This is a genomic window from Paenibacillus sp. BIHB 4019, assembly GCF_002741035.1.
GTDB lineage: Bacteria > Bacillota > Bacilli > Paenibacillales > Paenibacillaceae > Pristimantibacillus.
Map to the genome: position 1 here is coordinate 1,818,409 of NZ_CP016808.1, position 11,592 is coordinate 1,830,000.

At 49.1% G+C, this 11,592-nt stretch carries 7 protein-coding genes, 7 tRNA genes, 1 rRNA gene and 2 pseudogenes; 2 read left to right on the forward strand and 15 right to left on the reverse strand.

All coding sequences use genetic code 11. The features are described from left to right. Window positions 1-78: 78 nt before the first annotated feature. Both BBD42_RS07630 and ppaX read right to left on the reverse strand, forming a co-directional pair. Complete coding sequence (locus BBD42_RS07630) at window positions 79-582, reverse strand: acyltransferase (RefSeq protein ID WP_150131526.1); 504 nt, start codon at window positions 580-582, stop codon at window positions 79-81. Between the two features lies 1 nt (window position 583). Continuing rightward, window positions 584-1,240 (reverse strand): pyrophosphatase PpaX, encoded by a 657-nt coding sequence (ppaX, locus tag BBD42_RS07635; RefSeq protein ID WP_237163411.1) that lies wholly within the window; start codon window positions 1,238-1,240, stop codon window positions 584-586. A 135-nt stretch (window positions 1,241-1,375) separates the two neighbouring features. Between ppaX and BBD42_RS32820 the strand changes: the two are divergent. Continuing rightward, a pseudogene (locus tag BBD42_RS32820) lies at window positions 1,376-1,438 on the forward strand (hypothetical protein); the annotation flags it as partial. Here the strand turns inward: BBD42_RS32820 and lgt are convergent. The 5 genes and pseudogenes from lgt to BBD42_RS07660 form a co-directional block, all read right to left on the reverse strand. After that, a pseudogene (lgt, locus tag BBD42_RS07640) lies at window positions 1,411-2,322 on the reverse strand (prolipoprotein diacylglyceryl transferase); the annotation flags it as partial. The pseudogenes BBD42_RS32820 and lgt overlap by 28 nt on opposite strands. Window positions 2,323-2,342: 20 nt before the next feature. Further along, complete coding sequence (hprK, locus tag BBD42_RS07645) at window positions 2,343-3,281, reverse strand: HPr(Ser) kinase/phosphatase (protein ID WP_056032546.1); 939 nt, start codon at window positions 3,279-3,281, stop codon at window positions 2,343-2,345. A 219-nt stretch (window positions 3,282-3,500) separates the two neighbouring features. Beyond that, window positions 3,501-4,622, reverse strand: coding sequence for an ABC transporter ATP-binding protein (locus BBD42_RS07650; RefSeq protein ID WP_056032549.1), 1,122 nt, complete (start codon window positions 4,620-4,622; stop codon window positions 3,501-3,503). An 87-nt stretch (window positions 4,623-4,709) separates the two neighbouring features. After that, complete coding sequence (locus tag BBD42_RS07655) at window positions 4,710-5,855, reverse strand: PucR family transcriptional regulator (protein ID WP_099517695.1); 1,146 nt, start codon at window positions 5,853-5,855, stop codon at window positions 4,710-4,712. A gap of 75 nt (window positions 5,856-5,930) precedes the next feature. Then, the gene (locus tag BBD42_RS07660; RefSeq protein WP_099517696.1) at window positions 5,931-6,878 is read right to left on the reverse strand and encodes an MraY family glycosyltransferase; all 948 of its coding nucleotides are present in this window, start codon (window positions 6,876-6,878) and stop codon (window positions 5,931-5,933) included. A gap of 176 nt (window positions 6,879-7,054) precedes the next feature. Between BBD42_RS07660 and ssuE the strand changes: the two genes are divergently transcribed. Beyond that, window positions 7,055-7,603 (forward strand): NADPH-dependent FMN reductase, encoded by a 549-nt coding sequence (ssuE, locus tag BBD42_RS07665; protein WP_099517697.1) that lies wholly within the window; start codon window positions 7,055-7,057, stop codon window positions 7,601-7,603. A 116-nt stretch (window positions 7,604-7,719) separates the two neighbouring features. On the opposite strand, the gene BBD42_RS07670 is transcribed toward ssuE, so the two are convergent. The 8 genes from BBD42_RS07670 to BBD42_RS07705 form a co-directional block, all read right to left on the reverse strand. Beyond that, a tRNA-Lys gene (locus BBD42_RS07670) sits at window positions 7,720-7,795 on the reverse strand. Between the two features lie 15 nt (window positions 7,796-7,810). After that, window positions 7,811-7,894 (reverse strand) — tRNA-Tyr (locus tag BBD42_RS07675). Between the two features lie 7 nt (window positions 7,895-7,901). Beyond that, a tRNA-Phe gene (locus tag BBD42_RS07680) sits at window positions 7,902-7,977 on the reverse strand. A gap of 17 nt (window positions 7,978-7,994) precedes the next feature. Then, window positions 7,995-8,071, reverse strand: a tRNA-Asp gene (locus BBD42_RS07685). A gap of 20 nt (window positions 8,072-8,091) precedes the next feature. Next, window positions 8,092-8,168, reverse strand: a tRNA-Met gene (locus BBD42_RS07690). Window positions 8,169-8,185: 17 nt separating this feature from the next. After that, window positions 8,186-8,261 (reverse strand) — tRNA-Val (locus tag BBD42_RS07695). Between the two features lie 7 nt (window positions 8,262-8,268). Then, a tRNA-Met gene (locus BBD42_RS07700) sits at window positions 8,269-8,345 on the reverse strand. Window positions 8,346-8,458: 113 nt separating this feature from the next. Continuing rightward, a 23S ribosomal RNA gene (locus BBD42_RS07705) occupies window positions 8,459-11,391 on the reverse strand. Between the last annotated feature and the right edge of the window lie 201 nt (window positions 11,392-11,592).

Below are 11,592 nucleotides of genomic sequence, written 5' to 3' on the forward strand. Positions count from 1 at the left end.
GCTTCTCTCAGCATCTCAACATAAATAAAGCTGATGCTCATTATGGGCACCAGCTTCATTCGTGCAGCATTACCAGATTTAGCTGTGATCCGCTGAGCGGTTCCCCTTTCCAATATCCCGAATCGGATTCCCGCCAACGAAAGCATGGGCTGGCACATCCTTGTAAACAACTGAGCCAGCGGCTACAACCGCATGATCGCCAATCGTTACGCCCGGTAAAATCGTCGTATTGGCGCCAATCATGACGTTCGCCCCTATTTTCACATCTCCAAGCCGGTATTCGCGAATTAAATATTCATGCGTAAGAATCGTCGTGTTGTATCCGATAATCGTATTATCCCCAACCTCAATCCGTTCCGGAAAAAAAACATCCACCATCACCATTAACGCGAAAGCGGTATGCTGACCGACCTTCATGCCGAGCACACGGCGGTAGATTATATTTTTGACCGGCAAAATCGGACAATAACGGGCCAGCTGAATGAATATGAAATTTCGAACCGCCTTAAAGCGGCTGACCGTGCGATAGACCTGCCAGAGCGCATTAGGTCCCTCTACCGGATAACGTTCGACATTACGCAAATTATCTCCGCTCCAATCCTGCGAAAGCGTACAGCTCCCGCATATCATCAATGACATACTGGGCACCAGAATCTCTAAGCAGCTGTGCTCCCTTCATCGACCAGGCCACACCAACAGGCAAAGCGCCAGCCGCCTCAGCGGATAAAATATCGACCGAGCTGTCGCCCAGCATCAATGTCGTCGCCGGATCTGCACCAAGCGCAGCAATAGCCATGCTGACAGGCTCTGGATGCGGCTTCGGATTTGTGACATCATCGATGGTCACGATCGTGTCGATATAGTCGCTCAAGCCGACATATTTCAAGCCTCGTTCTGTCGTCAGACGCATTTTCGTCGTTACAATCCCAATCTGGATACCTTGTTCATGCAAATTTTTAATGACCTCTACAACATAGTCGAAAGGCTTCACGTATTCATCATGCAGGCGAAGGTTTACTTCGCGATAAGCCGCTACCAGATGCGTAACATCCTCCAGCCCCGAAAACTGCTGCATTTGCATCGTCAAAGGCTGTCCCATGCTTGGAATAATATGCTCTCTGGAGAAATCCGCCGGAACGACACCTTTCAGCGCATCCAGAAACGAGCGGATAATCAGTTCATTCGTATCGATAATGGTACCATCCAAATCAAACAGCATCGTTTTTATGTTGCCTAGCACATCTGTCTCCTCCTAAATCCGCTTTAAAACTTCTCTATAAGCCTTACAAAAAGTCTTACAAAAACATAACGGCTACTGCCTTCAAGAAGGCAATAGCTCGTCTTATGTCCATTTAACTTCCGCCGTTACGCTTTTGGAACATCATCCGTGGCAATAGCCGCATGCTCCACCTTCGTGGAGACGATTGGATCGGAATAATGCTCTTTGGCAGCTCCTGTTTTGCGGCGAATAACGATAAACGCAATGGCGCCAACAATAAGCAGAAGCGCAAGCAGCTGTGAAATTCTCAGATTGCCGTAAGCCGGGTCCAAGTAACCAGGCTGGAACAAAATCGTCATTGGCGACCAAAGAGCGTCAACAAGGTTCACGAGCCAATTAGGGCCATGGAAGGCCAGGCTGTCTGTACGCACCATTTCAATGTAGAAGCGGCCGAGGGAATACCAGATGAAATAGCTCGCCAGCAATTCGCCCGCACGCAGGAAGCGTTGACGGCGCAGTACGCAAAGCAGAAGGATACCTACAAGGCTCCACAGCGATTCGTACAAAAAGGCCGGGTGATGGAAGACGCCATTCACGTTCATTTGATTCACAATAAAATTAGGCAGGTGAAGCGTATCACGAAGGAAGCTTTCCTCTACCGGACCGCCATATGCCTCCTGATTCATAAAGTTGCCCCAACGGCCAATCATTTGGCCGGCAAGCAGCCCTGGAACGCACACATCGGCGAGTCTCAAGAAGCTGTAGCCCTTATAACGGAAGTAGAAGAACCCGCATAGAAAGGCACCGATCAGCGCGCCATAAATGGCTATGCCGCCTTCCCAAATTTTAAACACGTCGAGCGGGTTCGCTTTATAATCTTCCCATTTGAAGGCAACATAATAAATCCGGGCACAAATCACGGCAGAAGGAACGCCAAGCAGCAGCATATCCATAAAGAAATCCGGCTTAATACCAAAGCGTTTGCCCTCTTGTATCGCCAGCAGCAAGCCTACCAAGGCAGCTGTGCCGAGAATAATGCCGTACCAACGTACAGTTAGGGGACCCAGTGAAAAAGCAATCGGGTCAATTAGCGATGTAAGCATCTTTTATTAGCTCCTTTATATCAATCGTAATCATCCGCATCTTCAGCAATCGTTTCCGTCAGCTTATTAGTAAACTGCAGCGCAGCATTATAGCCCATCCGCTTCAATCTGAAGTTCATAGCCGCCACCTCAATAATAACTGCAAGGTTGCGTCCCGGCCTTACAGGCACAGTTACAAGCGGCACATCGGTATCAATGATCCGCGTCTTCTCTTCATCCAGTCCCAGACGGTCATATTGCTTATCCTGCTGCCAATTCTCAAGCTTGATGACTAACGTAATCCGCTTCTGTGTACGAACGGCACCCGCGCCAAACAGCGTCATTACATTAATAATGCCCAAGCCGCGAATCTCCAGCAAATGACGGATCAATTCCGGTGCTGTGCCGTGAAGCTGGCTGTCAGACGTCTGTCTAATCTCAACCGCATCATCGGCAACGAGGCGATGCCCGCGCTTTACAAGCTCAAGCGCAGTTTCGCTCTTGCCAATACCGCTGCCGCCAGTGATGAGCATGCCCACCCCATATACGTCTACCAGAACACCATGAATAGTTGCGGTAGGCGCAAGCTTTTTCTCCAGAAAATCCGTAATCCGGCTCGTCAAAATCGTAGTTGCCACATGGCTGCCAAGCACAGGAATATTTGTTTTATTCGAATAAGCAATCAGCTCATCCGGCGGTTCTAGTCCACGGGTCAAAATAATACAAGGCGTGTCTGAATGGCACAGACGCTCCATACGCAGCCTGCGCTCCTCTGATGTCAGCGTGCTGAGAAACGTAATTTCCGTTTTCCCTAACAGCTGTACCCGCTCACTCGGAAAATAATCAAAGTATCCGGCCATTTCAAGCCCCGGACGATACAGGTCATCAACCGTAATCGCACGCTTCAGGCCTTCCTCACCCGATATGATTTCCAACGAAAAATGCTGCACTAATTCTGATACTTTCACTTTCTTAGGCATAGCATGGCCTCCTTATATCACAACAGCGTATGTAAGCTAATTACCATTGACTTCATCGTATAGGAAAAAAGCGCCGAAAGCAATGTCTTCCCGCTTTCTGACGCTCAAATTGACGTTCAATTGCATGATAAGATTCACATATTTATTCCCAGTGGAATAACAAAGAGCTGTTGGACGAATCCAACAGCTCTCTTATGAAATCTATAATGGCTTTAGCAATTAGTTTTCGAAAATGTTAAGCTCGGACTCTGTGTCGAACAGGTGAACTTTGTTCATGTCCAGAGCAAGTTTAACTGTCAGTCCATCACGCAGAGCGGAACGTCCGTCTACACGTGCGATAACTGTGTCTGTGCCAATACCGTTCAGGTACAGGTACATTTCGTGACCCAGGTTCTCTGCAACTTCGATCGAAGCGTTAACGATCGTGTTAGGCGAAGCTTCCAGGAATACTGGCTCTTCATGAAGATCTTCTGGACGAATACCCAAGATCACATCTTTGCCGATGTAGCCTTTGGAACGAAGTGTAGCAGCTTTGCCTTCAGGCACAACTACATCTACGCCAGTCGATTTGAAGCGAACAGTACCGCCTTGATCCGTCAATGCACCTTTAATGAAGTTCATGGAAGGAGCACCGATGAAGCCAGCAACGAAAATGTTAACTGGGTGGTTGTAAAGCACTTCTGGAGAAGCTGTTTGTTGAATAAAGCCATCTTTCATAACAACAATGCGATCACCCATCGTCATAGCTTCGATTTGGTCATGCGTTACATAGATTGTTGTTGTTTCAAGACGTTTAGTCAGCTTGGAAATTTCAGCACGCATTTGACCACGAAGTTTCGCATCCAAGTTGGAAAGCGGCTCATCCATCAAGAATACTTGCGGCTCACGAACGATCGCACGACCAAGAGCGACACGTTGACGTTGACCACCGGAAAGAGCTTTCGGTTTACGGTCAAGCAAATGCTCGATATCTAGAATTTTAGCAGCTTCACGAACGCGTTTGTCGATGTCTGCTTTTTTGAATTTACGAAGTTTCAAACCAAAAGCCATGTTTTGGTATACGTTCATATGCGGGTAAAGAGCGTAAGATTGGAATACCATTGCGATATCGCGATCTTTAGGAGCTACGTCATTAACAAGACGCTCGCCAATAAACAATTTACCTTCGGAAATTTCTTCAAGACCTGCAATCATACGAAGAGTTGTCGATTTACCACAACCGGATGGACCTACAAGCACTAGAAATTCTTTGTCCTTGATATCTAAGTTAACGTCAGTTACCGATGCTTTATCAGAACCCGGGTATTTTTTGTAAATGCCTTCTAAACGTACGCCTGCCATGTGAATTTCCCCCTAAAAGAAATTTTCTTATAGGACTATCTTATCCCACATGCAGTCAGATGACTATGCACAAACTTTACAAAAAAACTAATGTCTTTTCGTAACTTTGTACAATAGCAATATAATTTTGACTAAGACGGCATCCCGAAACTGTCGTACATCCAGCCCCGTCTCCTGTTTTAGCTTGTCCAAACGGTACAATAACGTATTGCGGTGGATATAAAGCTTCTTCGCGGTTTCGCTTACATTACAGTCCAGTGAGAAGAAGGTTTCGAGTGTTGCGAGCATTTCTGCCTCTACGAAAAGCTCCGTACGTTTTAGCGATTGCTCCAAATATCGGGCCCGCTGGCTCTCCGGTATACTATTCAGCAGGCGCTCCAGTTGCAAATTCCATGGAAAATGAATATTGCTTCCAACATGGAATTTCCGCCCCAAATTAATCGTTTCGCGCAGCGCAGCCGTCGTCTCTACGATGCCCTTCGCCGGTCTAATCGGATGGGACACCGCCAGATGGCATTCGCCAATCCACTCGCTGGCAAGCATCTCATGCAGCCCCAGACAGATGGAAGCCAGATTATCCTCCACCGACTCTTCATCATCGTCATCAAACACCTCTGAATCCGCTTCCTTAAGCAGCGATACCGGACCCCAAATAAGCCATTCCTGCTCCCGAAGCGGTATTAATAAAATTTCCTCGGCGAGAAAGGAACGAAGCAGCTTCTCCAGCTCCACGTACGCTGCTTGCTTCGTATTTGAATATTCCGTTACTAATAAAAAAGGAATCATATCCGCGAACAGCTTGCCACCCGCGGTCAAGTGATCCGGCATCGATTGCCCCGGCTCGCCTGATTCGAACTGCTCCTGAATCCACTCGCCGATGCTGCGAGCTGTTTTCTCGCTTTCTGTCAGCTTGCCAGCCGCTTTATCGTGTGCCGGCCTTGTTTCATTCCAGCGCAGCATTAGGCTCAGTAAATCCAGCGTGCTCTCCTCAAAGCGGCTGCCCTCTATTTCCAAAACCTCTATTTCATGCTCGTCTACTCTGACGGCTACCCACATCTTATCCTCGCGTTGGACGCGTTGTCCTTCCAAAGCTAAGCTGCGCCCATGCTCCTCCGCCTGCAGGTAGTGATTTTTCTCTGCTATATCATTCCATTCGGACAATTGCATTTTTACTAGACGAACTGGACAGTCCAAAATGCGCTCCAGCGGTTTCAACCATTCTGTCGTGCTCATTTTCTGCTATCTCCTATCGCAAGCCTCACGAATGAACGCTTTTTCTCGTCATTGTAACATATTGGAGGAGGGAATTCAGCCCATGACCAGCAAAAGGATGATCGACAGCATAGAGAACAAAGCCGCAATTAAATATAGAAAAGATACGGTTTGCACCTGGTTTAATCCCCATTTCATCAGGGCATGATGCGTATGCAGTTTGTCCGCATGGTGAAGTCCTTTGCCGCGAGCGAGCCGCCGCAGCATGACAATGGAAGTATCCATAATAGGCAAACCCAGCGCCAGTAACGGAACAAGCACGGTAATGAAGGTTGCCTTCTTGAAAGCCCCGTCTACTGCTACAACAGCAAGCGTATAGCCAAGAAATGTGGCTCCCGCATCTCCCATAAAAATCCTTGCCGGATAAAAATTAAACAGCAGAAAGCCTAGGCATGCCCCGCCTACAATCGCCGCTAAAATCGCCGTCTCAGCTTGTCCTTTGACCAGCGCAGTAATAAACAGCGTTATTGCCGATAACACGCATACGCCAGATGCCAGCCCATCAACCCCATCCATGAAATTAATCATGTTGATAAGAGCGAATATCCAGATCGACGTCCCAAGCCAAGCTACCCAATGCGGGAGAAAAAAGAACATCCCCGAAGCAGGGTTTGTCACCCCTGCGATTTGAATATGGAACCACAGCGGCAGCGTAGACACCACACCATAAACAAGTACTCTGGGCCAGACAGGAAAATCCCTTCCCTCCGCTTTTGCTTTATCATCTAATAAACCGATGGTAACAAGCACCGCGCCCCCTGCCGCAATCGTCCAGCTTAATGACGTCATCCCCTGAAATGCAATAATCGTAACCGTACACGCCACATAAATCGCTATGCCACCGAGCAAGGGAATCGGCTGCCGATGAATTTTTCGCGCATTCGGCCGATCCATAATACCATATTGCAAGGCGAGCCTTCTTACAATCGGAACCATTACACTTACAATCGCCAAACTTATAAAAGCCGCCAACCCATAGAACATCTTAGACGGACCCCTTTGCATCGCTAATCAGCTTGTTTCCGCCTATTGTTCCCTAATGAGCAAAAAATCATGAACCGTTTTCGTAAATGTCATTGACGCCGAAAAGATTGCAATGTTAAGATTAAACAAAGTTATCTTATCGGAATAAATATATATACAACAGAGGAGCGATTTTCATGTCAACGATTGTCATCATTTCGGGCAGCCCTAATCCTGGTTCCCGTCTAACCGGCATTACCCAATATATCGAACAGCAGCTCAACAGCCAAAATGTAAAGGTCAGCCATATTACAGTCGCTTCGCTGCCAGCGGAAAATCTGATTAACGCCCGTTTCGACAGTCCAGCCATTAAGGAAGCAACAGCCTTGGTTGAAAATGCGGGTGCCGTTATTATCGCAAGTCCAGTCTATAAAGCCTCATTCACTGGTGTTCTTAAAACCTTCCTTGATCTATTGCCGCAAAAGGGCTTGGAAGGGAAAATCATTACGCCATTTTTCATTGGAGGGTCACTGGCCCATCTGCTATCTATTGATTACTCCCTGAAGCCTGTGCTTGCATCTATGGGGGCCAAGCATTTTGCCAGCGGCGTCTATGCGGTAGACTCTCAAATCGCCCGTGTGCAATTGGAAGATGGATCTGCCGGGTTTGAGCTGAATGATGAATTAAAGCTTCGACTCGACGCCTCTCTAACTGAACTACAGGCTGAATTAAAGCTTCGCTCCTAATAAAATTCATACAAAAAAGGCTAGGTACAGGTGTAATCACCATGACCTAGCCTTTTATTCTCATATAAACAAAAAAAATTCACAGATTATCTTCTGTAAATTAGCTTTTAAAAAAATGGTGAGTCATGTAGGATTCGAACCTACGACACCCTGATTAAAAGTCAGGTGCTCTACCAGCTGAGCTAATGACTCTCGATGTGAAAGAAATGGTGGAGGGCGATGGATTCGAACCACCGAACCCGAAGGAACAGATTTACAGTCTGCCGCGTTTAGCCACTTCGCTAGCCCTCCATAAAAATGGTGGCTCGGGACGGAATCGAACCGCCGACACGAGGATTTTCAGTCCTCTGCTCTACCGACTGAGCTACCGAGCCGTATAACGAAAAGAAAATGGCGGAGCTGACGAGATTCGAACTCGCGGTCTCCTGCGTGACAGGCAGGCATGTTAGGCCTCTACACCACAGCTCCATAAATTATTGCTTAAAAATTGGTTGCGGGGGCAGGATTTGAACCTGCGGCCTTCGGGTTATGAGCCCGACGAGCTACCGGGCTGCTCCACCCCGCGTCATTGTAAAACATATATGGTGGAGGCTGAGGGGATCGAACCCCCGACCCTCTGCTTGTAAGGCAGATGCTCTCCCAGCTGAGCTAAGCCTCCGAAAATATGGTAGCGGCGAAGGGGATCGAACCCCCGACCTCACGGGTATGAACCGTACGCTCTAGCCAGCTGAGCTACACCGCCACATTTTCCCGATAACTTACATTGCGTACCTCGGGATGTACTGCAATATCAACGTGAATTGCACGCTGAAAACTGGATGCGAAAGACAAGTCATGAAACGTTAGCGTGTTGTTTAGGATAAGCCCTCGACCGATTAGTATTCGTCAGCTGCACGCATTGCTGCGCTTCCACCCCGAACCTATCAACCTCGTCGTCTTCAAGGGGTCTTACTAATTGGGAAATCTCATCTTGAGGGGGGCTTCGCGCTTAGATGCTTTCAGCGCTTATCCCGTCCGTACTTGGCTACCCAGCGGTGCTCCTGGCGGAACAACTGGTACACCAGCGGTACGTCCATCCCGGTCCTCTCGTACTAAGGACAGCTCCTCTCAAATTTCCTGCGCCCGCGACAGATAGGGACCGAACTGTCTCACGACGTTCTGAACCCAGCTCGCGTACCGCTTTAATGGGCGAACAGCCCAACCCTTGGGACCTACTTCAGCCCCAGGATGCGATGAGCCGACATCGAGGTGCCAAACCTCCCCGTCGATGTGGACTCTTGGGGGAGATAAGCCTGTTATCCCCAGGGTAGCTTTTATCCGTTGAGCGATGGCCCTTCCATTCGGTACCACCGGATCACTAAGCCCGACTTTCGTCCCTGCTCGACTTGTAGGTCTCGCAGTCAAGCTCCCTTATGCCTTTGCACTCTCCGAATGATTTCCAACCATTCTGAGGGAACCTTTGGGCGCCTCCGTTACATTTTAGGAGGCGACCGCCCCAGTCAAACTGTCCACCTGACACGGTCCCCGAACCAGTTTCATGGTCCTAGGTTAGAACTCCGATACGATCAGGGTGGTATCCCAACGTCGCCTCCACACAAGCTGGCGCTCATGCTTCAATGGCTCCCACCTATCCTGTACAGATCGTACCAAAGTTCAATATCAAGTTACAGTAAAGCTCCATGGGGTCTTTCCGTCTTGTCGCGGGTAACCTGCATCTTCACAGGTATTAAAATTTCACCGGATCTCTCGTTGAGACAGCGCCCAAGTCGTTACGCCATTCGTGCGGGTCAGAATTTACCTGACAAGGAATTTCGCTACCTTAGGACCGTTATAGTTACGGCCGCCGTTTACTGGGGCTTCGGTTCACAGCTTCGGATTGCTCCTAACCGCTCCCCTTAACCTTCCAGCACCGGGCAGGCGTCAGCCCGTATACTTCGCCTTACGGCTTCGCACAGACCTGTGTTTTTGCTAAACAGTCGCTTGGGCCTTTTCACTGCGACCCCCTCGGGCTATTCACCCTACCGAGGTACCCCTTCTCCCGAAGTTACGGGGTCATTTTGCCGAGTTCCTTAACGAGAGTTCTTCCGCGCGCCTTAGCATGCTCTGCTCGCCTACCTGTGTCGGTTTGCGGTACGGGCACCTTCACCTGGCTAGAGACTTTTCTCGGCAGCCGGAGTACATGACCTTCGCTACTGTAATTTTCGCTCCCCATCACAGCCCAGCCTTACGATGAGCGGATTTGCCTACTCATCAGCCTCACTGCTTGGACGGACTATTCCATCAGTCCGCGTCACTGCCCTTCTGCGTCATCCCATTGCTCATAACGGTTTACGGTGGTACAGGAATTTGAACCTGTTGTCCTTCCACTACGCCTTTCGGCCTCGCGTTAGGTCCCGACTTACCCTGAGTGGACGAGCCTTCCTCAGGAACCCTTAGGCTTTCGGCGGACAAGATTCTCACTTGTCTTTTCGTTACTCATACCGGCATTCTCACTTGAATACAGTCCAGCACTCCTTACGGTATACCTTCAACCTATATTCAACGCTCCCCTACCCAAGTACCTTACGGTACATGTCATAGCTTCGGTGGTGTGTTTAGCCCCGTTACATTTTCGGCGCAGAGTCACTCGACCAGTGAGCTATTACGCACTCTTTAAATGGTGGCTGCTTCTAAGCCAACATCCTGGTTGTCTTTGCAACTCCACATCCTTTCCCACTTAACACACACTTGGGGACCTTAGCTGATGATCTGGGCTGTTTCCCTCTTGACAATGGATCTTAGCACTCACTGTCTGACTCCCGAGAAGCACGTCTATGGCATTCGGAGTTTGACTAGACTTGGTAACCCTTGGCGGGCCCCGCACCCAATCAGTGCTCTACCTCCACGACGTTCATACCTCGAGGCTAGCCCTAAAGCTATTTCGGGGAGAACCAGCTATCTCCGAGTTCGATTGGAATTTCTCCGCTACCCCCACCTCATCCCCGCACTTTTCAACGTGCGTGGGTTCGGGCCTCCAGTGCGTGTTACCGCACCTTCACCCTGGACAGGGGTAGATCACACGGTTTCGGGTCTACGACCACGTACTTATTCGCCCTATTCAGACTCGCTTTCGCTGCGGCTCCGTCTTCCCGACTTAACCTTGCACGTGAACGTAACTCGCCGGTTCATTCTACAAAAGGCACGCCATCACCCATAGATCGGGCTCTGACTTTTTGTAAGCGCACGGTTTCAGGTTCTTTTTCACTCCGCTTCCGCGGTGCTTTTCACCTTTCCCTCACGGTACTGCTTCACTATCGGTCACTAGGGAGTATTTAGCCTTGGCAGATGGTCCTGCCGGATTCCGACGGGGTTTCTCGTGTCCCGCCGTACTCAGGATCCGTCTCGGAGAGTGTGTGCTTTTGGCTACAGGGCTTTTACCTCTTATAGCGGGCCTTTCCAGACCTCTTCGCCTAACACACACCTTTGTAACTCCATGTGAGACGTCCTACAACCCCAAGGAGCAAGCTCCTTGGTTTGGGCTAATCCGCGTTCGCTCGCCGCTACTGACGGAATCACTTTTGTTTTCTCTTCCTCAGGGTACTTAGATGTTTCAGTTCCCCTGGTATGCCTCACTCTAACCTATGTATTCAGTTAGAAGTAACTGTCCATTACGACAGCTGGGTTTCCCCATTCGGAAATCCCCGGATCAAAGCCTGCTTACGGCTCCCCGAGGCAGTATCGTTGTTCGCCACGTCCTTCTTCGGCTCCTAGTGCCTAGGCATCCTCCGTGCGCTCTTATTAGCTTAACCAGTCGCTACAGTATGCTCGATTAGCCGGCCGTTGTCCGTTCCACTCTCCTCATACAGTTACCTGCCTGATATCGAGAAGAACTACCAAAAGTCCATCTAATTCGATCATACTTTCGCTAGCAGTTGGGACAAATCAAGGTCAAGACCTTTTCATTGCCTTCCTGCGATATTTCTCGCTAAAGGATGTTTCGTTCTTTGCTT

Excerpts from the sequence above, each read along its gene's own strand:
- BBD42_RS07650 (WP_056032549.1), bottom strand. The coding sequence starts at position 4,622 with ATGGCAGGCGTACGTTTAGAAGGCATTTACAAAAAATACCCGGGTTCT.
- BBD42_RS07660 (WP_099517696.1), bottom strand. The coding sequence starts at position 6,878 with ATGTTCTATGGGTTGGCGGCTTTTATAAGTTTGGCGATTGTAAGTGTA.
- ssuE (WP_099517697.1), top strand. The coding sequence starts at position 7,055 with ATGTCAACGATTGTCATCATTTCGGGCAGCCCTAATCCTGGTTCCCGT.
- BBD42_RS07655 (WP_099517695.1), bottom strand. The coding sequence starts at position 5,855 with ATGAGCACGACAGAATGGTTGAAACCGCTGGAGCGCATTTTGGACTGT.
- hprK (WP_056032546.1), bottom strand. The coding sequence starts at position 3,281 with ATGCCTAAGAAAGTGAAAGTATCAGAATTAGTGCAGCATTTTTCGTTG.